Raw genomic sequence first — 21,117 nt, forward strand, 5'->3', positions numbered from 1 at the left:
CTTTTTTATTTAATTAGCTCTCTGCATCTTCATCAAACATACTGAAGGTTTGTGAAGAGGTTTCAGCATTCTCTCGGACGCGTGTACTTTTTAGCTTAATCTGTAGACGTAATTCATTTTTAGAGTCAGCATTACGAATGGCTTCATCATAACTGATCGCACCTTCGTTATATAAATCAAATAATGCTTGGTCAAATGTTTGCATACCAAGTTCTCGCGACTTGGTCATAATTTCTTTCAACTCATGAAAGTTACCTTTCAAAATCAAATCAGAAACTAAAGGTGTATTTAGCATGACTTCTACAGCAGCTCTACGTCCGACACCATCTTCAGTTCGAACTAAACGTTGAGAAATAATGGCTTTCATATTTGATGAAAGATCCATAAGCAACTGATTGCGCCGTTCTTCAGGGAAAAAGTTGATAATTCGATCCAAGGTTTGATTGGCATTATTCGAATGTAACGTGCCTAAGCACAGATGACCAGTCTCTGCAAAAGCGATCGCATGCTCCATGGTCTCCGTATCACGGATTTCGCCAATTAAAATTACATCTGGTGCCTGACGAAGTGTATTTTTAAGCGCATTATGCCATGAGTGACAGTCCACTCCGACTTCTCGGTGAGTGACCATTGATTTTTTATGTTTATGCACGTATTCAACTGGATCTTCTACAGTAATGATGTGCCCTGCTGAGTTCTCATTACGGTAATCAATCATGGCAGCAAGTGAAGTAGATTTACCCGATCCAGTGCCACCAACCACTAGAATTAAACCTCGCTTTTCCATTACCACATCTTTCAATGTTTCTGGTAATTTCAACTTTTCAAAGTTTGGAATTTCAGAGGTAATGGTACGAATGACCATCCCTACATTAAGTTGCTGTTGAAAAACATTCACGCGAAAGCGCGATACATCTGGGACATTAATGGCAAAATTACATTCTAATTCACTCTCAAATTCTGCTCTTTGTTTTTCATTCATTAAGCTATAAGCGAATAGTTTTGTTTTTTCTGCAGTCAAAGCTTGAGAACTTAAAGGCTTCATTGAACCTTGATGTTTCATACTTGGAGGAAAATCAGCTGAAATAAATAAATCTGATCCCTCATGTTCAAAAACGCTTTTAAGCAATCTGAACATGAATTGCCGAGCTTCGCTAAGTAATTCATTACTGAACATTAATTTCCCCAAGTTATAAATATTAAATACTTAAAATACTAATAGAAATATAAGGTTATTTCAGCTGTTTCATCAAATATTTAATGCTTTAAACAAACATTCAAATCTTAAAGGCAAAAAAAAAGAACCCATATTTCATGGGTTCTTTTTTACGAATTATATTAGGAGAGTTGTTGAGCAACATTCAAAATCAATTGCTCTGTACTTAACCAACCCAAGCATCCATCAGTCACTGATTGACCGTAAGTCATGTGATCAGAAATTTTCTGATTGCCATCGACTAAAAAGCTTTCTAGCATGACGCCACGGACTTGTGTTTGAGGTCGTTCATTCACAATTTGCTTTAATACAGCAGGTTGATTCAATGGATTCTTAGCGCTGTTTCCATGGCTACAATCAATAATCAAAGCAGGTAGTACATGGTTATTGTTTTCTTGAATCTTTTTAATTTCAGATAATTGGTAATTTGTACCCTGATTCGATCCACGTAAGATCAAATGTGCATGCGGATTACCCTTTGAAGATAAAATGCTTGGACCACCATCTTGACTTAAACCAAGAAATTGATGCGGTTGTGAAGCGGACTGAATCGCATCCAATGCAATTTGGATTGATCCATCTGTACCGTTTTTGAACCCAATGCTATAAGGCATATGGCTAGATATTTCACGGTGAATTTGCGACTCGCTTGTTCTCGCCCCAATCGCGCCCCATGAAATCAAATCATCAAAATATCCTGTTGCCATTGGGCTTAAGATTTCTGTGGCCAACGGCAAACCCATTTCAGCAATTTGAATGAAGAGTGATCTAGACTGTTCAAGTCCTTTTTGCATATTTGCTGAACCATTTAAATCTGGATCATACAAGAAGCCTTTCCATCCTACAGTGGTGCGAGGTTTTTCAATATAAGTACGCATCACGATGAAAATCTGATCTTTGACTTGTTCTTGCAGTTGTTTTAATTTTTGTGCGTATTCGAGGGTTGCTTTAGGATCATGAATCGAACATGGACCAGTAATGACCAATAAACGTGGATCATGACCCGCTAAAATGTCTTGTATTGTTTGGCGATGTTGACGAATTTGAAATGAAACTATCGGACTAACTGGTAAAGCTGATTTTAGTTCTAATGGTAAGCTTAATTTTTTTTCTAAAGTATGTTGAGCTGTGGTTATAAGCTGAGAATTAATTGCATTCATCTTGAATTCCTTTGGGCAGCAATTGCCCTATCTTTTATTTGAGCGTGAGGTGTCTATTGGCTGGGTTTTGTTCTTGACTAAAATAGAACCAATAACCGTTGCTAAAATAAAAAGTATTCAATGTTTTCATGAGATGCTCCTATATTTGTTGAGATGAAAAAAAACCTGATTGGTGTTGCCAATCAGGTATAAACTTGATGGGCAACATTTTTGTTGCCCGAACGCGTCTAGGCAACTAGATGTTAAATTGCCAAAAATAATAATAAGCGTTAGTAATCAAGTGTGTCGTTTTCATCAAATTATCTAAAATATAACCCTTAAAAGTAAAATACGCATAAATAGACTGATTGACAAGCAATTTATATAAAAAATATTGTTATATCAATCATAACTCAAATATATCAATGGTTTATTGCTTATCTGTAGGAAGCCAATCTTTTATAGCACATACTTGTTTGAGCATCAGTTGCTCAGCCTCAGACTTACAAATCGCTTGGCTAAATAAAAAGCCTTGACCATATGCACAGCCAACATCCTGAAGACTTAAGAGCTGTTGGCATGTTTCGACACCTTCTGCGATCACATCCAATGACAGAATAGGTCCGAGCTTAGCAATGCCCTCTACAATTGAATTGATTGACTTCTCCTCATTCATTCGATTCACAAAAGCATAATCAATCTTGAGACAGTCGACAGGATAATCTCTTAAATGCGTCATTGAAGAATGACCGGTTCCGAAATCATCCAATGAGATTCGAAGACCATAATTTTTTAGCTTTTGTAGTGCTCGAATCACAAATTCTATTCCACGCTCAGCCAGAATATGTTCTGTAATCTCAACCTCGATTAAATGAGCAGGAATTTGATGTCGTTCTAAACGTTGAATTAACAATTCTGCATAATTGTCACGCATGAATTCAACTGGAGAGGCATTAATTGAGATCGGTACAAGTTGAACGCCCTTAGACATCCAATCTGCCATGTCACTGAAAATCTTTTGATGCATGATTTCACTGATTTTACTGGCCAGCTCATAATCGTTAAACGCTTCTGAGATTGAAGCTGGATAATGAAGTTGCTGCTGTGTATCATGCCAACGCATCAAAGCCTCAAATCCGATTAGCTGACAGTTATCTAAGCGAACCTTAGGTTGATAATACGGTTCGATTAAATTGTCCTGTATGATATAGCGAGCAGTATCAAGTTGTTGCATCTTCTTTTCAGCAAGTGCAAACATTTCGTCATCATACATACGATACCCACCACGACCTTTTTCTTTAAGATCATTTAGAGCGGTATCCGCACATTTCATCAATCCGAATACATCTTGAGCATCTTTAGGATAAATGGCACATCCAATACTCATCCCACTATTAATCACTTTTCCTGCATAAGTGATGGGGGCAATATTTTGTTTAAGCACTTTCTGTGTGGTTTGATGTAATTCTTCTTCTGAGGTCATCCCTGAGACAATAATTGCAAATTCATCTCCACCTAAACGTGAAACAATACACTTGCGATCCAAACTCTTTTGCAGACGTTTAGATAAGACTTTAAGTAGATGATCTCCAGCAGGATGACCTAAAGTATCGTTAATGTTTTTAAAATGATCGAGATCAATAAACATCATACCAATAAGTGTTTTTTCACGATTTGCTTGTGAAATCGCCGCTTTTAATTTATTTTTGAAGGCACGACGATTCATCAGACCAGTCAGATCATCATATTCACTGCTGATTTTTAGTTTAGCTTCGGCAACACGTTGACGGGTAACATCACGTGATACACAGAGAATACTGGTCGTATTTCCTTGTTCATCATGCACAGGTGTTAAAATATTATCCCAATACATCACAGTATCGCCGTGTGTGCTCATCCCCGCAAAACGGGCATTCTTCCCTCGAGCTGCTGTTTTAATCGCTTTTGCCCCCTGTTCACGTACTTCAGGTGGTAACAGCGTTAACCAATCCATTCCAAATTTCTTAACACGCTCTTGACCCAGTAATGCCATGCATCCAGATTTGTTCATGTGTTCAAGCTTGCCATCTGGTGTGATAATTTTTATACAGTCTACGCTGACATCGAGCATATCTGTATTCGCACGCAAGGCCTCAGCAGTTTCACGCATTTTGATTGTACGATCATGGATATTTGTGCAACTTATCATCCAATTTTGCTGGTTGGATTGAATCACCTTAGGTTCAGCAAGCATTAAGAACCAAAGATATTCACCTGATTTATTTTTTATACGACACTCTTTTTCAAATTTCTGACCGTTTTTTTGAGCATCATTCCAAATCTGATAAAGATGTTCAGCATCATCAGGATGAACAAATTTAAGCCAGTCTACGTCACGTAAGATTTGCGTATCCGCACCGATATATTGTTTAAGTGCGAGATTACAATACCCTGAGTTGGTGTGACTGACCCAAATCAAATTGGGCAGTAAATCGAGTGCAAATTTAAAGTCATCTGACAGTGTTAGATGCAAAGGCACAGCTTTGGACTGTAAATGATCAGCTCTATTCAGATCCAGAATGCTCATAGTTCACCTATTCGAAAATAACAACCCATCAAAATGACGAATACAAAAATCAGCGTAAAAATTTAGAGTTTAATTAATCAGTATTTAAATTTAGTTAATAATGATTATTAATCATCATTAATTTTAAAATACGTGATAATAATAACACTTAAATGGATTAAATTAATACAAATACCATTTCTGCATGATACATAATTTTTATCACTTGTGAATATTAAATAGACAAAATGCATAAAAAATAATGAAATACGACACAATAATGAATTTATTTGATAATTCGACATCTTAGAATTAAATAATTCCGATTTTAATTAAAAAAATACCTACTTATATTAAGTAGGTGTTGAATAATATAAAAATAATCTAAACTTACTATTAATTTATTATAAAAAAATCTTTAATGTTTTTGATAACCTCACTTGGTTTTTCTGCATGTAACCAATGTCCAGTGCCATCAATCGTCACAAATTTAGCTTTAGGATATTGGAACCGAATAAGATCGTTATCACGCTCGAGATTAATATAATCGGATAATTCTCCTTTTAAAAACAAAGTTTCATTCGATTGTGGATTAAGATGTTCCCATGACAAAATCTGAAAATATTGTTGTTTAAGTGCATCTAAGTTGAATAGCCACTGTCCATTGCGGAAAGATTTGAGCAGAAATTGAATAACGCCAATTTCATTAATATATTTCTGCATCAACTCGGTTGCCTCCTTTCTTGAAACAACTTGAGCTTTTTGAACTTCTTCTAAAGCTTTGAAAATTTGATCATGATGAGATTTTTGATAAGCGACGGGTGCCATATCAAGTACAATCAACTTAACTACTCGATGTGGTACAAGGTTTGCTAAGTGCATGGCAACTTTCCCCCCCATCGAATGACCAATGATGTGAAATTGTTGCACATTCATATCATCTAAGGTTTCTACAACATCTTGCGCCATGAGTTGATAACTCATTTGATTAGAATGAGGTGATAAACCGTGATTACGCAAATCAATTTGGATGACATCATGCGTTTCCTGAAATGCTCTCGCGAGCATGCCGAGGTTCGATAAACTACCAAAAAGACCATGAATCAGAACAAGAGCAGGTTGACGTTGAATCGCATTTGCTTTGGTGATCTCAGCATTTAGTCGCATATATATACTCAAATAGCTTTAAAAATGTGATTCAAATTCTAACAGTAGAGTTTGTATTTTAGTGTTAGTTTAATTTTTATTTATATAATTCAGTAAATTAAAGACAATCAAAAAATTAGGTTATAAGTAAAAGTATTGAGTTTTATAAAAATTAGTCCTGTAATTCGATCTTGTGATCGTGCGGAAATTATATATATTATCCGATTAAACTTTTTACTTTGAACATTTTAGGAAATTTAGACCATGTTTCATCATGTAGATGCTTATGCAGGTGACCCTATTCTTTCACTTATGGAAGAATATAGTAAAGATGAGCGTACTCAAAAAGTGAATTTGAGTATTGGTCTATATTATAACGAAGACAGTATTGTACCTCAGTTAAATGCGGTCAAAGCTGCGTACAAAAATATTGAACCGAGCAACGATAAAGTTAAACTTTATTTACCAATGGATGGTTTGAAATCTTATAACGAAGCGACTCAAGCATTAGTTTTAGGTCCTGATAGTCAAGCGCGTAAAGATGGTCGTGCTGTCACGATTCAAACACTTGGTGGCTCAGGTGCACTTAAAGTTGGTGCTGATTTTTTGAAAAAATATTTCCCTGAGTCAGATATCTGGGTAAGTCAGCCAACTTGGGATAACCATATCGCAATTTTTAATGGCGCTGGTATCCAATCGCATTTCTATCCTTATTTTGATGCTGATACAAATGGCGTTAACGTTCCAGCAATGCTTGAGGAATTAAAAACACTAAAAGCAAAAAGTATTGTTTTGCTTCATCCTTGCTGCCATAACCCAACTGGTGCAGATTTAACGCCAGCAGAATGGGATCAAGTGATCGAAGTACTTAAGACGAATGATCTTATTCCATTCCTTGACATCGCTTACCAAGGTTTCGGTAAAGGTCTTGAAGAAGATGCATACCTTATTCGTGCTTTAGATAAATCAGGTATGAATTTCATTGTGAGTAATTCATTCTCAAAAATCTTCTCACTGTATGGTGAGCGTGTCGGCGGCTTAACATTTGTCTGTGATGATCAAGCTACTGCTCAAAAAGTGCTTGGACAATTAAAAGCAACTGTACGCCGTATTTATTCTAGTCCAGCAAGCACAGGTGCATTGTTGGTTGAAAACGTGTTAAACAACGCAGATCTAACTGCTCAATGGCAAGCTGAATTACAAGAAATGCGTGAACGTATTATTAAAATGCGTGAATTGTTAAATGCTAAATTGAGTGCGGCTCTGCCTGAACGTGACTTTAGCTATCTAGTAAAACAACAAGGTATGTTCAGTTATACAGGTTTGACTGGCGAACAAGTGGATATTCTGAAAGATAAATATGGTATTTATTTAGTCCGTAGTGGTCGTATGTGTGCAGCAGGATTAAACTTAAATAATATTGATTATGTGGCTGAATCAATTGCAGAAGTTTTGAAAGCTACCGCTTAAAAACAAAAAAACGGGCATATTGCCCGTTTTTTATTGCTCAATTAAAAATGTACAACTGTACGGATTGATTTACCTTCGTGCATTAAATCAAAGGCTTTATTAATGTCTTCTAGACCCATAGTATGGGTGACAAAAGGTTCTAATTGAATGTCACCCTTCATCGCATCTTCAACCATTTTTGGTAATTGAGTACGACCTTTTACACCACCAAATGCTGTACCCATCCATTTACGTCCAGTCACTAATTGGAATGGACGAGTTGAGATTTCTTGACCTGCACCAGCTACACCGATAATGACAGATTGCCCCCAACCACGGTGTGCACATTCAAGCGCTGAACGCATTACGTTTGTATTACCGATACACTCAAATGAATGATCAACACCCCATCCAGTCATCTCTACAATGACTTGTTGAATAGGTTGATCATAGTCCTTAGGATTGAGGAAATCTGTAGCACCAAACTGCTCAGCCAATTTAAATTTTTCTGGATTAGTATCCACTACAATAATCCGGCCAGCTTTGGCTTGTTTAGCACCTTGAACAACTGCTAAACCAATACCACCTAAACCGAACACAGCAACAGTGTCACCTTCCTGTACTTTTGCAGTATTGTGAACCGCACCAATACCAGTCGTCACGCCACAACCCAATAAACAAACGTGTTCAGGGTTTGCTTCAGGATTAATTTTTGCTAACGATACTTCGGCAACAACTGTGTATTCACTGAATGTTGAACATCCCATATAATGGTAGATAGGTTCGCCGTTATACGAGAATCGAGTCGTTCCATCAGGCATAACACCTTTACCTTGAGTGGCACGTACAGAGACACATAAGTTTGTTTTATTTGATTTGCAGAACAAACATTCGCCACATTCTGCAGTATAAAGTGGAATGACATGATCACCTGGTTTTACACTGGTTACACCTTCACCAACTTCAACTACAATACCTGCACCTTCGTGACCCAGTACCGCAGGGAATACGCCCTCTGGGTCTTCACCAGAAAGTGTAAATGCATCAGTATGACAAACACCTGTATGCGTAATTTTCACCAATACTTCACCAGCTTGTGGTGGAGCAACATCTAATTCAACAATTTGTAATGGCTGACCTGGACCGAATGCCACCGCTGCACGAGATTTCATGATGAAAACTTCCTTTGTAAATTAAGATTTAACAGATAAGTTACAGTAACCGCTTTTGATAAAAACATTCAACTATTTGATTGATGATATTATAGCCATACAACTGAATAATAAGATTTAGGAACGACAGCTTTGATGCTTATGTTGCGACATATATTGTGTTTACTCACATTCTTTATTTTAACTGGATGTAATTTGGCGATGAATACAAGTATAAAACAAGCCCCAATCCAACCTCATACCGCACTTTGGCTCAGTAATACACCAGAAACAAAACGCAATATTGAACAAGGTTTAACTGCATTTTTACCACTTCATGATCCTTTTAAGAGTATGGCTTCACGTGTTCATTTAATACGTGAAGCAAAACATACGATCGATTTACAGTACTATATCTGGGAAAATGATGTGATAGGTCAGCATTTATTGTCTGACCTACTCAAAGCAGCTGATCGTAATGTGAAGGTTCGACTGTTAATTGATGATCAAAATGGCACTCAATTAGACTCGACCTTAAGTGCATTGTCTAAACATCCTAATATCGAAATTAAGCTATTTAATCCCTACAAATTTCGCAGCTTTAGAGTTTTGGATTATGTGTTTCGCTTTAATAAAGTCAATCATAGAATGCATAACAAACTGATTATTGCTGACGGAGCGATTGCTGTTACTGGGGGGCGTAATATCAGTAATGAATATTTTGATGCCAGTGACAATTTTCAATTCGCGGATATGGATATTTTATTTGCAGGTCAATCAGTTTCAGCTGCAAACACGGTGTTTCACCAATTTTGGAATGATGAGCTGAGTTATGATATTCAGCAAATAATTCCTGAGTCTCAAAAAGAATTGGCGCATTTAAGATCGTATTATTCAACCAAGCAAAATTTTCAAGGTGCTGAAACTAAAAAACGTATTGATCAAGCAGAACGTTTTTTAGAAGAAAATTTAAAAAAACATCCTATTCGCTGGTCTAAAGCTCATTTTGTTGCAGACAGCCCTAATAAAATCAGAGCGAAAGCTCAATCTCATGAACTGCTGTTTAATCAGTTCAAATCCATTATGGGAAAACCCGCTCAAGAAATAAACTTGGTGTCTGCCTATTTTGTTCCTACTGTTCATGGTGAGTCTTTCCTCAAACAATTGAGTGAGCAGAATGTCAAAGTTCGCGTCTTAACAAACTCATATTTGGCAAATGATGTCCCGATTGTTCATGCATTTTATCAAAAATATCGAACCTCACTCTTAAGGTCAGATGTAAAACTTTACGAGTTTAAACCTTATATTGAACGGTCTGATCGGACTTGGTATGAAATTATGACGGGTAATGTTATTCCTGCGAAAGGAAAAAATGCTTCGCGGCTTCATGCTAAATTTTTTACTGTAGATGATAAAGTTTTTATTGGAACATTCAATTTTGATCCACGTTCAGCGTATTTGAATACTGAACTTGGACTGATCATTGAGTCAGCCGATTTTAAAACAGAGATATCTCAATCTTTAGATGAAAATCTTCCCAAAGTTGCCTATCAACTACATTTGGATGCACATCAAAACTTAAGATGGGAAGAACAACGAGGTGAAGAAAAGTTAATACATGATCATGACCCTGAAACGACTCGTTTTCAGAGATTTATGTTCAAGTCTTTGTCCTATCTCCCAATCGAATGGATGATGTAAATTCTTTGTGGTGACTGGTTTGTACAACCAGGATAAATTGCATTATTATTCACGTTTTATTTTTTGAACCCTTGGTTCTACTCTACTCCCATGCAATATTTTGATCTTAGTCGACAGTATAATCTGAACGACATACTCACCCCTTTTTTATCACTTGAAGATTTATCTCAGCATGAATGGTATTTAGCTAAAATTAGTGTTGATTATGATTGCCTTACTGATGAAGACTTAGTTGAAGGTTCTATCACCTTAAAGTCTCACCATAATGTTCAAATTGAATTGGCTTGGTTAATTTTAGACAATGGTCATGAGTTACAAGTTTTGTTCAAAGGCATTGAAACCTCTGTCTCAGAACAAACGCTCGTGATTGTGAAGGGTGCCCGCTTAGTTGATGAAGAAGGACAAGAATTATCTGCTCAAGCATTATCTTTATGGATTGATGGTACTCTACTCAATATGCTTCCACATATTCGTAAAGAAATTAAATCACGTTTAAACTTGTGGGATTATGTAGATTATGATGTGTAATAAGCATCTCGATTGACTTTAACAGGTTGTTAAATTAATCCAATTGACTGGAAAAGTTCACGATAGTATTCAGCTTTCTTTTCAAGAGCTAAAGGATAAGCTCTTGAAGAAGATGGCATACGATGAATTCGGATATCTTTGTTATCAAATTGCAGATCCACGACTGTACCCATTTTAACTTTAGTGTGTACAGATGCATTCATTGACTTTAATAAGGTCTCAGTTGCTTTATCACCTGTGGTCATAATATCTCGACAATATGGAATTTTTTTAAGCAATAGAAACATATCTGTCGGTGTAACGATTTCTAGAAATTGATCTGAGGCATTGTCTTTCAAACGCCGTACTTGATAGGCTGTATCAAATATTGCAATGCCCAACTCATTTAGAAAATCTTTCAGCATTTGCTCTTTGAATTGTTTATTTTCACGGTCTAGAAAATAATGAGAGTCTTGAAAAAAGATCAACCCATATATTTTCCACATATCATTTTGAAAATTCGGATAATAAAAATCCATTTTCCATCTTGCTTTCGGCGGAGGAAAACTGCCAAGCATGAGCAATTTGGCTTGTTGAGGTACAAATGGCTCAAGTGGATGTGTTTCGATATCAGTCATATCAAATTTCGGTCTGACTTTTCGATCTAAAGTGATTTTGAATAATCGAACTAATTTTTTTTGCCCAAAGCTGATAGATTTCTTTACTTGGATGAAATCCATCCTCAGCCATCTTCAAATTGAGTTGTTTATACTCATCCAAATCATATTTAACCAATTCAAATTTTGGTTGTGGTTCAATCCAATTTTCCAATTCAACATTCATTTGATGGGCATATTTTCCAAACAACCAAGCTAAAGGATTTGGTAATGCAGGAAAGTCATTCATCGGTGGAACTCCTGTCGCGATAATGAGCTTGGGTGAAAATTTCTCAGCGATCAGTGAATATAATTGTTCTTGTAGGCAGATCCATTTTTGTGGTGAGATGAGCTGTGTTATATCATTGACCCCTATCGATGTTACTACAATATCAAACTGATCGTCATTAATAGCCTGTATAGTTCGAATTACATCTGAAGTACGATTTCCAGTTTTTGCAATTAATGACCAGCGAATTTGAAAATGATCTCTTAGTTCTTGTAACAATGTTCCGCTTAGCGCATCTTCTTGAAATTGCACACCCACACCAGCAGCAGCTGAATCACCTAAAATTAAAATTGATATTTGAGGGCCATTCCCAACCAAACCATTTCTTTCCCCCAAAGCTTCTGCTAAACGAGGTGTATTTTTCTTGACTTGGTAACCTTGCACAAGTAATGCTGGAATGAGTGCGATTGTCGCTAATTTAAGAAACATGTATTTGATTTTAGGTTTTGATATTTCCTATTTTAAACGATTTTTTGATATTTTCATTGCTATTTATTATTGAAAATAATTATCATTTACTATGATTAATTCAAAGCTATAATCTATGAATCATCCTATCAAATTTTTTTCTATATTGATGTTAATGAGTGCCGCAGTAAGTGCTGATCTTTCTGTAAATCATTCATTACAAGTCAGCACTCAACCTTATGCCCCTGCATGTGAAGATATGGATGCCAAAAGTAAAGTGCTTCAGCAAATCCAAAACAAGATTCAGATGCATCCTGAGCAAAAAAATCATCTCCTCGATCAATTTTGGTCGGAAATTCGTAAAAATCAAACCCCAATAATTGAACATTTTAATGAAACACACCAACGTGTCATTTATTTATATCGTGGTGCAAAACACAATGTGCGATTAATCGGTGGTCCGAGTAATGATCATGAGTGGTTAACTCGACTTAAAGGTACTGATATTTGGTTTAAAGAAAGTATTGTTGATTCAAGATTTATCGGAAGTTATAGTTTTGCTGTGGATTCACCGAATATCGATGGATATTTATCAAATTACTGTCCACATTTAAACCCAAATTTAAAAGAATCACGAGATCAGCGTCGATCTATTTTAAAGGTACAACAACTCGACCCTTTCAATCCTCATAAGTGGTTTGATTCTAAAAACATTGCCTTAAAAACGAATACCACGCTGAGGAATGAAAATATCGCAAAACTCAGTCGAGCGCCCAATTTTATTGATCCAACTCAAATGGCTGAAAAAAGTGAAAAACAATTAACTTCTTCCGTGTTGAAAAGTAAAGTTTTGGGAAATGATCGTCTTATTCAGATTTATGCAACTCCACCTCAAGTCGGAAAATCATATATCACTCTGATTTTTTTTGATGGTGAGCAATATGCGCATTTAGTTAAAGTTCCCCATATATTAGATCAGTTGGTTCAACAACAGCAACTCCCACCTATACAGGCTGTTTTTGTTGGACACCCAAATGATCAATTACGTGCTAAAGAACTTAGCCCCAATCCAGAATACACACAGTTTTTTCAAGAAGAATTATTGCCTTGGATGAGTCAACATTTGCCCTACCAACATGATCACAACAAAACAGTCTTATTGGGTTCAAGTTTAGGTGGTCTGAGTTCTGCTTATTTGGCGTTAAAAACATCCAATGATATTAGTCACGTCGTGCCACTTTCTGGTTCATTTTGGTGGAAATCTGATCCAAACGATACAATCAATGGTATGAGTAAACTGATCAGAGCTTCAACATTAGACAATACAAAGAAACTCAATTGGTATATTTCAGCCAATAGCTATGAAAATTCGAGACAAAATAATAGCTTAAGCATTCTAGAAACCTCTCCGATTGTCGCTCAGGATTTAATCGATCAGGGACACAATGTTCACTATCAAGAATATATAGGCGGACATTCATATGCCGTTTGGCAAATCGTCATACAAGATGCTTTGAAATATTTCTTTAAAAATAAATCCCACTAAATGTGGGATTTATAAGACGTTATTTTAACTCAGCTTATTGACGAGCTGAAGCGGTAAAACCTTCATTGCAAAACCCAATGGCAACCATGGCCACTTTGGAACATATGCTTTGACTGGTTGCTTTTCGATTGCTTCAGCTAATAGTCGTGATCCTGTGGCTTGATCGACCTCAAAAGGTAATTTTTCAGCACCTTCATTAATTTCAGTTCGAATGTAACCAGGATAAATCGTTGAAACTTTAATTGGTGTTCCAAGAAGTTCAGCCCGAATCCCTTCGGCTAAATGCGCAATTCCCGCTTTACTGGCAGCATAAGCTGTAAGATGTTTTGGCATACCACGCAAAGCACTCATCGACGAAATTACAACTAAATGTCCTGAATTTTGAGATCTAAAAATTTCGACCGCTGCTTCACATTGTGCCATCGCAGAAATAAAATTAGTTTCAACTGTTGCTTTATTAATCGCAAAATTACCTTTACCGATACGACGTCCTTCGCCCACACCAGCATTGACTATCACTCGATCGATAGTGCCTAGCTCATCTTTAAACTCTTTAAATACACGGAAGACTTGCTCATCATCCGTGACATCCAATGCCTTCGCACTTACTTTTACCTGATAGCGTTGTTCTATTTCATCTTTTAAAGCATACAACCTTTCTAAACGACGTGCACAGATCGCTAGGTTATATCCTTTTTTTGCAAACTCTTGTGCCATCCCAGCACCGATACCTGAGCTTGCACCTGTAATTAATATAGTTTTGTTCATTCCATTTTCTCTCTATGGCATATAGCCTTGATCAAATCCAAGTGAGCAAATCACGATCTTGTTCTTTTAAATAATGATGTTCATTTAAACTGAGTAATTGTGGTTCTGTACCAACCAATCTTAAGGTGGTAAAACTGGTATTGGTGATTGCCCAGTTCAATGCAAAAGTTTTGTCTGCACTTAAACCAAGTAAATGCCCTGCAACAACAGATATAACACCACCAGACGTATAAACTACGGCATAGCGAGGTTTTTCCTTTTCAAGTTGTACACATAGTTTGTTCAAGCCTTGAAGTACTCTTTGCTGAAATTGAAGCCAGCTTTCGTCATAATCATGATGATGATCACCATTGGTCCAACGTTGAATTGCACCTTCAAAAATTTTTCCTAAATAGGCACGTGGATCTACCGCTTGACTAACATCTTTTTTAAGTAATGCAGGATCTGCAAAACGTGGTTCATATTTTGCAAACACTTGTTGATGATTGAACTCGTTCCAATGTGGATCGATATCAATCTGACTGTCAGGAAAACACTCTTTCATAGAGATATCCGCCGTCTGCTGATGACGTTTCATCGAGCCAGCTATGACATATGGTCGCTCTTGTAGTAACTTTTGAAAATATTGTCCCAACACACGTGCTTGAACTTCACCTTTCTGAGAAAGCTGATCATAACTTTCAGCACCAAATGAAGCTTGACCATGTCTGACCAAATATATTGTCGTCATCTTGGCAGAATATCCTGTAATTTTGCGAGATAAGTTTTTGCAATTTCATTCGCTTCAAGCTTTTGTATACCTATAAGTTTTAAAGCACGAATATGTAATGCATGAATCACAATCCAAAAATCCTTAAATGCAGGATTATCCGTTTGTTTATGGTAATAACGAAAATAAATTTGTTGTGCTATGACCGCTAATCTAAAGATCCCAAAAACTTCATAGAACGTCCAGTTAGATGGCTTTAGTCCTGTTTTTTCTAGGTAATAATCCACAACTTCTTTACGTGTAAACATGCCTTTAAGATGTGTAGGTTGTCGACGTGTCGATTTAAAGATCATATTGTCGTTTTCTTCAACCCAATATGCTAAGGCTGATCCTAAATCCATAAGTGGATCACCAATTGTCGCCATTTCCCAATCCAACACCCCGATGACCTCAGTAGGCTGTTGAGGATTCAAAATGACATTATCAAAACGCCAATCGTTGTGAATAATACAGTTGGTTGAATCCTCAGGAATATTGTCTTTAAGCCAATTTCGTACAAACTTAAAGGTCGGCACATTGATGGTATGGGCTTTGTCGTAGCGACTGTCCCAACCTTCGACCTGACGACGGCAGTAACCCTCACCTTTTCCAATTTGCTCAAGAGCTGTTCCTTGATAAGGAACTTGGTGCAATTCAATCAATTTGTCTAAAACATTTATACAAAGCTGATGCACATCAAACTCAGTGAGTTTTAGTTCTGGTGGAAGCTTTGCCCTTGGTATAATTCCCTCGATTCGCTGCATCACATAAAAATCGCATCCGAGTACAGATTCATCCTGACATAATGCCAGCATTTTGGGCACGACTGGATATAGATCTTTTAAAGCTTTCTGAACATTATGTTCTCGAACCATATCATGAGCAGATTTGGCTTTGGTTCCTGCGGGTGGTCTTCTTAATATCAGATCTGCATTGCTATATTTTAGCCGGTATGTCCAGTTTGAAGCTCCACCAGAATATTGTGTAACTTCTACAGGCTCAATCACTTCCACACCATTTTGATTTAACCAGTTTGTGACTGAAACGATATCGAGCTCTTCACCACGTCTGACTTGCCCTGCTGTATCTATAACTGACATATTTCTTCCTTAAATCGAGTGCTCATCTTATTGAGAATGACGAGTTGAAAAACCACGTTTCGCAAGTTCCAATTTTGCAATCATGCCTTTATGCACCTCATCTGGCCCATCTGCCAAACGTAATGCACGCGCTTGTGCAAAAAAACCTGTCAATGGCGTATCTCTAGATAGACCTGCACCGCCGTGAATTTGCATTGCCATATCGACAACTTTTTCCAAAACACTAGGTGCAACGACTTTAATTGCAGAGATTTCAGTGAGTGCAGCCATATTGCCCAGTTTATCCATTTTATATGCCGCATATAAGGTCAAAAGACGTGCTTGATCGATGGCAAGACGCGCTTCCGCGACTCTTTCCAAATTACCACCAAGTTTCAAAATTTCCTTACCGAATGCTTTTCTTTGCATTCCACGATCAATCATTAATTCCAATGATTTCTCAGCAGCACCGATACAACGCATGCAATGATGAATACGTCCTGGACCAAGTCGCCCCTGTGCAATCTCAAACCCTTGACCTGCTCCACCAATAAAATGAGTGACTGGAACACGAACATTATTAAAGGTTACTTCTCCATGACCGTGTGGCGCATCATAATCACCAAATACAGGTAACATTCTTTCAATTTTTACGCCCTCAGTTTCAACTGGAACTAAAACCATTGAATGTTGTTGATGTCGACCTTTATTTGCGTCTGGTGTATGTGCCATAAATATAATGATTTTTGCATTAGGATCGCCTAAACCCGAAGACCACCATTTGCGTCCATTTAAAACAATTTCGTCTCCCTCAATTACAGCAGTGGCTTGCATGTTCGTCGCATCTGAAGAAGCAACTTCTGGTTCAGTCATACAAAATACGGATCGAATTTTTCCGTCTAAGAGAGGTTTTAACCATTGCTCTTTTTGTTGTGCTGAGCCATAGCGCCAAATTAACTCCATATTACCGCTATCTGGCGCATTACAATTGAAAACTGTAGGAGCCAATAAACTACGACCAGTTAACTCAGCAATGTGTGCATATTCTTGAACTGTTAAACCTTGACCAAATTCTGGGTCTGGTAAAAAAAGATTCCACAGATTTTGTGATTTAGCTTTTTGTTTGAGTACTTCAAGTTCTGCTGGCCACGTCCATGATGTCCAATCATCACTTGGATTTAATTGATGAACTTTATGCCAAAATTCTTGTTCTATAGGCTCTATTTCGTCTTGAATAAAGCGTTGTGCTAAATCATAAAAGTGTTTAGCTTTTTCCGTTAATTGAAACATTAATCCCTCAAACTATATTCTCAACACGCTTTACATCAACATAGCTTGAAATCTACTATGAATAAAATGATTTATTTAAATATTACTTTATGAATAGAATTCATCAGGAATCTGTGGATCTGAGCGCTTTTTCACACATTGATATCAATCTATATCCATTATTTATTGCGATATACGAACATCAAAGTATCAGCAAAGCCGCAAATTTGATGTGTATTACACAATCTACAGCCAGTCATGCTTTACAGCGATTAAGATTACAATTGAAAGATGATCTTTTTATCCGAAGTGGTATAAAGATGGTTGCGACACCCTTTTCACATCAAATTTATCCGCGAATAAAAGAAACATTAATCGCAATTCAGCATATCTCGACTCATCATATATCTTTTGACCCATTGACGATTCAATCTATCCGTATAGCAATTCATGATGAAATTGAGCCTTTAATTTTTCCGCAGTTAATTCGTCATTTTCGTGATTTAGGACTAGCGACACGGTTTCAAAGTATCAAGTTAGATCGCACTAACTGGGCAAAAGATTTATTATCACAGCAACTTGATTTAGTGGTCGATCTTCAACAGAAAGTTGATGAGAAAATTTATTTTAACCCTTTAGTGAATGATCGTTTTGTCATATGTGGTTTGACAACCATCGAAAATTTAGAACAATACAAACATGCCCAACATATTGGTGTTTCATCAAGGCATTCTGGTGTGCTTATTGAAGATTTACATTTTAAAAAGTTGAATATTCAACGTGATATTTTTTTACGCTGTCAACATTACTCAACAGCACTACAAATTTTGAAGGAGTATCCTGACACATTGTTAACCTTACCTTTTAGTATTTTAAAAAATTTAAAATTACCTCAAAATTTAAAAATTTCTGAACTCCCTGTTGAATTTCCTTTAATGAAAATGGGAATTTATTGGAATTCACAATTAGCATCACATCAAAAGTTTGAATATTTAATTTCAGAAATTAATAAAATTTTTGCTTAGGCTATTTGTGGCGGTGATAGATGATAAAATTTAGGCTATTTAGTTGAAAATCTGTGTGAACACCATCTGTTCAATATTGAATCAAACACTCACTTCGAGTTGATTTATCATATTAAGGCTTGTTTTCTCTTGTATTTTCTATGTTTGATCAACTCTCTGCATCATGGCTCATTGGGCTTGGGGCAATTTTATGCTTGTTACTTCTTATTATCTTCAGACAAATATGGATTTATCTTCTTCAAGTATTTAAACCTTTTAAAAAAGGAAAAACTTATTGGTGTCGTGTTACAGCGGTGAGTGATGGTGACACCCTCTCCTGCCATCGTTTGAATTTGAGACGTTCCAAAACTAAATTACGTTTTGCTTTTGTAGATGCGCCTGAATCTAATCAAAGTTACGGGCTTGAATCCCAACGCTTAGTTAAGAAAATGGTTCAAGGTAAAATTGTTCGTGTAAAAATCACGGATATTGATCGTTATGGACGTTGCGTGGGTGTGGTCTACCGCTATCGCAAGAATATGAATGAAGAATTAGTGAGGCGTGGTGGTGCGTGGGTTTACGAAGAATACATACGTGATCCAAAGCAATTAAAATATATGATCTCGCTACAAGATAGTGCAAAACGCAATAAACGTGGTCTCTGGCGCGGGACCCGTCCTATTCGACCAAGTACTTTTAGAAAACAAAAAAACTAATATTTTCAGTACCCTGATTATCAATAAGTGCATTACGCTTGATTCGTCTAATTATTGAGCGTAAATTCAAGCCAACAAACTAGTTAGCTTGGTTAACTATATGCAAAACTCTCCCAAATTCCGTGTCGTATTGCTGCGAAGTGCGCGACTCTTTAGTGACCGTTTAAATGATATCTTGGCTCAATACCAACTGAACTATTCAATGTGGCAGTTGATTTATCATATCTATGATCATGACTCCATCACTTCAATTGATTTGGCTCATGAACTCAATGTTTCTAAACCATCAATTGCAAAACGCATTAATACTTTACATAAATTAGATGTTATTCAGTTTTTAGAATCATCTGATAAACGCCAAAAATTAATTCAATTAACCGAAAAAGGTAGAGATCTTTATCAAATTTGTACAATTCAGATTGATCAATTTGAACAACAGTTTTTGAATCAAGTAAATCCTGAAGACATTGCTCAAAGTGCTGAGACACTTCAACTGTTTTTGTCTATTTTAGAGCATTATAAAAGCTTAAATATCGTGGAGGAGTTATGAGTACTTCCTCAAATCAAGTTAATCAGCCTCTTTGGACACGTAACTTTATTCTGGTCAGTTTAATTAACTTTCAATTGGTACTGACTTTTTATCTTCTCGTCATTGTCATTGTGGGATTTTCGATAGCAGAACTTGGAGCGACGACGGCGCAGGCTGGTTTAGTATCAGGACTTTTTATTGTGGGTACACTGATTGGTCGTTTATTGGTGGCTAAATTCCTCGTTAAATTCGGTTCTAAAGTCACCATGCTGGTCGGACTCACTGGATTTCTCATATTTTCAGGCTTTTATTTTCTCCATTTAGAGGTTGGAACTTTATTAATCGTTCGATTCTTGCATGGCTTTATGATGGGGGTTGCCTCCACCGTATTTGGCACAATTATCGCTCAAATTATTCCCGCAACCCGTCGTGGTGAAGGTATAGGTTACTACAGTATGAGTAGTACTTTAGGAACTGCAATTGGACCATTTTTGGCAATCTGGCTAATGCTTCATGTCAGTTACAACATTATTTTTGCCCTATCTTCAATCCTTGCAGTTTTATGTTTAATTACAGCATTATTTATTCAAGTTCCTCAATTGCATCAGGTTTCGTCTATACCTGATCAGGCCCATACTCAAAATAGTTTTCTATCTCAATATATTGAAAAGAGCGCCTTACCCATTGCTCTGATCATGTTGGTAAGCTCCCTCTTCTATTCAGGTGTTCTATCGTTTATTAATTTTTATGCCAAAGAAATTGATCTGGTTGAAGCAGCATCATTTTTCTTTCTCATTTATGCGTTGACGATTCTGCTCTCTCGTCCTATTACGGGACCACTGATGGATAAGAAGGGCGAAAATATAATTATGTATCCTGCCTTTCTCATTATGGCACTTGCATTCTTCTTGTTGAGCCAAGCTAACAGTTCGGGTCTTTTGTTGATTTGCGCAGGATTATTAGGTTTAGGATACGGTAATATCCAATCAATTTGCCAAACAATAGCAGTAAAAAGTACTAGTTTGGAACGGATGGGATTTGCAACCTCAACTTACTTTATCTTTTTAGATGCAGGTTTAGGATTCGGTCCTTATTTCTTAGGTTTAGCTTTAGATTTGATCAGTTACCAACAACTCTATTTATATAGTGCTATTGGTACTTTATTTTGCATTGTCTTATATTATGTATTACATGGGAAAAAATTTCGAAATATGAATATTGCTTAGGCTATTTATGGGTTTAAAAAAAGCA

Annotated in this window: 19 protein-coding genes; 8 read left to right on the forward strand and 11 right to left on the reverse strand. The window is 36.7% G+C overall.

What is annotated here, in order from left to right:
* Positions 1 to 13: 13 nt before the first annotated feature.
* The 4 genes from BMW42_RS02520 to BMW42_RS02535 form a co-directional block, all read right to left on the reverse strand.
* On the reverse strand, positions 14 to 1,177 hold the full coding sequence (locus BMW42_RS02520; protein WP_035267499.1) for a PilT/PilU family type 4a pilus ATPase: 1,164 nt from the start codon (positions 1,175 to 1,177) through the stop codon (positions 14 to 16).
* 161 nt (positions 1,178 to 1,338) lie between these two features.
* Entirely contained in the window at positions 1,339 to 2,376 is a 1,038-nt protein-coding gene (locus BMW42_RS02525) for a 3-deoxy-7-phosphoheptulonate synthase (protein WP_092766299.1), read from the reverse strand.
* A 409-nt stretch (positions 2,377 to 2,785) separates the two neighbouring features.
* Positions 2,786 to 4,921: a sensor domain-containing protein gene (locus tag BMW42_RS02530; RefSeq protein ID WP_092766300.1), complete on the reverse strand. Its 2,136-nt coding sequence runs from the start codon at positions 4,919 to 4,921 to the stop codon at positions 2,786 to 2,788.
* Positions 4,922 to 5,296: 375 nt separating this feature from the next.
* Positions 5,297 to 6,067 (reverse strand): alpha/beta fold hydrolase, encoded by a 771-nt coding sequence (locus BMW42_RS02535; RefSeq protein WP_092766301.1) that lies wholly within the window; start codon positions 6,065 to 6,067, stop codon positions 5,297 to 5,299.
* Positions 6,068 to 6,310: 243 nt separating this feature from the next.
* Here BMW42_RS02535 and BMW42_RS02540 point away from each other — a divergent pair, with 243 nt between their 5' ends.
* The gene (locus BMW42_RS02540; RefSeq protein WP_035267772.1) at positions 6,311 to 7,516 is read left to right on the forward strand and encodes an amino acid aminotransferase; all 1,206 of its coding nucleotides are present in this window, start codon (positions 6,311 to 6,313) and stop codon (positions 7,514 to 7,516) included.
* Between the two features lie 41 nt (positions 7,517 to 7,557).
* Here BMW42_RS02540 and BMW42_RS02545 read toward each other — a convergent pair whose 3' ends face one another.
* Positions 7,558 to 8,667 (reverse strand): S-(hydroxymethyl)glutathione dehydrogenase/class III alcohol dehydrogenase, encoded by a 1,110-nt coding sequence (locus BMW42_RS02545; protein ID WP_092766302.1) that lies wholly within the window; start codon positions 8,665 to 8,667, stop codon positions 7,558 to 7,560.
* A 201-nt stretch (positions 8,668 to 8,868) separates the two neighbouring features.
* Between BMW42_RS02545 and BMW42_RS02550 the strand changes: the two genes are divergently transcribed.
* Together BMW42_RS02550 and BMW42_RS02555 are read left to right on the forward strand one after the other, a co-directional pair.
* Complete coding sequence (locus BMW42_RS02550; RefSeq protein ID WP_092766303.1) at positions 8,869 to 10,347, forward strand: phospholipase D family protein; 1,479 nt, start codon at positions 8,869 to 8,871, stop codon at positions 10,345 to 10,347.
* Positions 10,348 to 10,437: 90 nt separating this feature from the next.
* The gene (locus tag BMW42_RS02555; protein WP_092766304.1) at positions 10,438 to 10,875 is read left to right on the forward strand and encodes a hypothetical protein; all 438 of its coding nucleotides are present in this window, start codon (positions 10,438 to 10,440) and stop codon (positions 10,873 to 10,875) included.
* Between the two features lie 29 nt (positions 10,876 to 10,904).
* On the opposite strand, the gene BMW42_RS02560 is transcribed toward BMW42_RS02555, so the two are convergent.
* Both BMW42_RS02560 and BMW42_RS02565 read right to left on the reverse strand, forming a co-directional pair.
* Positions 10,905 to 11,492, reverse strand: a complete 588-nt coding sequence (locus BMW42_RS02560; protein WP_092766305.1) for a uracil-DNA glycosylase family protein — start codon at positions 11,490 to 11,492, stop codon at positions 10,905 to 10,907.
* Between the two features lies 1 nt (position 11,493).
* Positions 11,494 to 12,228 carry an SGNH/GDSL hydrolase family protein gene (locus BMW42_RS02565; protein ID WP_092766306.1) on the reverse strand — a complete coding sequence of 245 codons (735 nt, stop codon included), beginning with the start codon at positions 12,226 to 12,228 and terminating at the stop codon, positions 11,494 to 11,496.
* A 154-nt stretch (positions 12,229 to 12,382) separates the two neighbouring features.
* On the opposite strand from BMW42_RS02565, the gene BMW42_RS02570 reads away from it, so the two are divergent.
* Positions 12,383 to 13,753, forward strand: coding sequence for an alpha/beta hydrolase-fold protein (locus BMW42_RS02570; protein ID WP_092766443.1), 1,371 nt, complete (start codon positions 12,383 to 12,385; stop codon positions 13,751 to 13,753).
* 24 nt (positions 13,754 to 13,777) lie between these two features.
* On the opposite strand, the gene BMW42_RS02575 is transcribed toward BMW42_RS02570, so the two are convergent.
* Genes BMW42_RS02575 through BMW42_RS02590 form a run of 4 tightly spaced genes read right to left on the reverse strand, consistent with a single transcriptional unit; the run spans position 13,778 to position 17,638 of the window.
* Entirely contained in the window at positions 13,778 to 14,521 is a 744-nt protein-coding gene (locus BMW42_RS02575) for an SDR family oxidoreductase (RefSeq protein ID WP_092766307.1), read from the reverse strand.
* 31 nt (positions 14,522 to 14,552) lie between these two features.
* Positions 14,553 to 15,251 (reverse strand): histidine phosphatase family protein, encoded by a 699-nt coding sequence (locus BMW42_RS02580; protein WP_092766308.1) that lies wholly within the window; start codon positions 15,249 to 15,251, stop codon positions 14,553 to 14,555.
* The gene (locus BMW42_RS02585) at positions 15,248 to 16,369 is read right to left on the reverse strand and encodes a phosphotransferase family protein (RefSeq protein ID WP_092766309.1); all 1,122 of its coding nucleotides are present in this window, start codon (positions 16,367 to 16,369) and stop codon (positions 15,248 to 15,250) included. Before BMW42_RS02585 ends, BMW42_RS02580 begins: the two co-directional genes overlap by 4 nt.
* A gap of 27 nt (positions 16,370 to 16,396) precedes the next feature.
* Positions 16,397 to 17,638, reverse strand: coding sequence for an acyl-CoA dehydrogenase family protein (locus BMW42_RS02590; RefSeq protein ID WP_092766310.1), 1,242 nt, complete (start codon positions 17,636 to 17,638; stop codon positions 16,397 to 16,399).
* Positions 17,639 to 17,727: 89 nt separating this feature from the next.
* Here BMW42_RS02590 and BMW42_RS02595 point away from each other — a divergent pair, with 89 nt between their 5' ends.
* From BMW42_RS02595 to BMW42_RS02610, 4 genes are all read left to right on the forward strand, one after another.
* Positions 17,728 to 18,642 carry a LysR family transcriptional regulator gene (locus BMW42_RS02595; protein ID WP_092766311.1) on the forward strand — a complete coding sequence of 305 codons (915 nt, stop codon included), beginning with the start codon at positions 17,728 to 17,730 and terminating at the stop codon, positions 18,640 to 18,642.
* A 140-nt stretch (positions 18,643 to 18,782) separates the two neighbouring features.
* Positions 18,783 to 19,337, forward strand: a complete 555-nt coding sequence (locus tag BMW42_RS02600) for a thermonuclease family protein (RefSeq protein WP_092766312.1) — start codon at positions 18,783 to 18,785, stop codon at positions 19,335 to 19,337.
* A gap of 100 nt (positions 19,338 to 19,437) precedes the next feature.
* A complete protein-coding gene (locus BMW42_RS02605) occupies positions 19,438 to 19,887 on the forward strand; it encodes a MarR family winged helix-turn-helix transcriptional regulator (protein WP_092766313.1) in 450 nt (149 codons plus the stop codon).
* A complete protein-coding gene (locus BMW42_RS02610; RefSeq protein ID WP_092766314.1) occupies positions 19,884 to 21,092 on the forward strand; it encodes an MFS transporter in 1,209 nt (402 codons plus the stop codon). Before BMW42_RS02605 ends, BMW42_RS02610 begins: the two co-directional genes overlap by 4 nt.
* The last annotated feature ends 25 nt before the right edge of the window (positions 21,093 to 21,117 follow it).

Source organism: Acinetobacter sp. DSM 11652 (genome assembly GCF_900109815.1).
Lineage (GTDB): Bacteria > Pseudomonadota > Gammaproteobacteria > Pseudomonadales > Moraxellaceae > Acinetobacter.

Bases quoted from the DNA above. Each gene is read 5' to 3' on its own strand.
- BMW42_RS02520 (WP_035267499.1), bottom strand. From the start codon at position 1,177: ATGTTCAGTAATGAATTACTTAGCGAAGCTCGGCAATTCATGTTCAGA.
- BMW42_RS02525 (WP_092766299.1), bottom strand. From the start codon at position 2,376: ATGAATGCAATTAATTCTCAGCTTATAACCACAGCTCAACATACTTTA.
- BMW42_RS02530 (WP_092766300.1), bottom strand. From the start codon at position 4,921: ATGAGCATTCTGGATCTGAATAGAGCTGATCATTTACAGTCCAAAGCT.
- BMW42_RS02535 (WP_092766301.1), bottom strand. From the start codon at position 6,067: ATGCGACTAAATGCTGAGATCACCAAAGCAAATGCGATTCAACGTCAA.
- BMW42_RS02540 (WP_035267772.1), top strand. From the start codon at position 6,311: ATGTTTCATCATGTAGATGCTTATGCAGGTGACCCTATTCTTTCACTT.
- BMW42_RS02545 (WP_092766302.1), bottom strand. From the start codon at position 8,667: ATGAAATCTCGTGCAGCGGTGGCATTCGGTCCAGGTCAGCCATTACAA.
- BMW42_RS02550 (WP_092766303.1), top strand. From the start codon at position 8,869: ATGAATACAAGTATAAAACAAGCCCCAATCCAACCTCATACCGCACTT.
- BMW42_RS02555 (WP_092766304.1), top strand. From the start codon at position 10,438: ATGCAATATTTTGATCTTAGTCGACAGTATAATCTGAACGACATACTC.
- BMW42_RS02560 (WP_092766305.1), bottom strand. From the start codon at position 11,492: ATGACTGATATCGAAACACATCCACTTGAGCCATTTGTACCTCAACAA.
- BMW42_RS02565 (WP_092766306.1), bottom strand. From the start codon at position 12,228: ATGTTTCTTAAATTAGCGACAATCGCACTCATTCCAGCATTACTTGTG.
- BMW42_RS02570 (WP_092766443.1), top strand. From the start codon at position 12,383: ATGAGTGCCGCAGTAAGTGCTGATCTTTCTGTAAATCATTCATTACAA.
- BMW42_RS02575 (WP_092766307.1), bottom strand. From the start codon at position 14,521: ATGAACAAAACTATATTAATTACAGGTGCAAGCTCAGGTATCGGTGCT.
- BMW42_RS02580 (WP_092766308.1), bottom strand. From the start codon at position 15,251: ATGACGACAATATATTTGGTCAGACATGGTCAAGCTTCATTTGGTGCT.
- BMW42_RS02585 (WP_092766309.1), bottom strand. From the start codon at position 16,369: ATGTCAGTTATAGATACAGCAGGGCAAGTCAGACGTGGTGAAGAGCTC.
- BMW42_RS02590 (WP_092766310.1), bottom strand. From the start codon at position 17,638: ATGTTTCAATTAACGGAAAAAGCTAAACACTTTTATGATTTAGCACAA.
- BMW42_RS02595 (WP_092766311.1), top strand. From the start codon at position 17,728: ATGAATAGAATTCATCAGGAATCTGTGGATCTGAGCGCTTTTTCACAC.
- BMW42_RS02600 (WP_092766312.1), top strand. From the start codon at position 18,783: ATGTTTGATCAACTCTCTGCATCATGGCTCATTGGGCTTGGGGCAATT.
- BMW42_RS02605 (WP_092766313.1), top strand. From the start codon at position 19,438: ATGCAAAACTCTCCCAAATTCCGTGTCGTATTGCTGCGAAGTGCGCGA.
- BMW42_RS02610 (WP_092766314.1), top strand. From the start codon at position 19,884: ATGAGTACTTCCTCAAATCAAGTTAATCAGCCTCTTTGGACACGTAAC.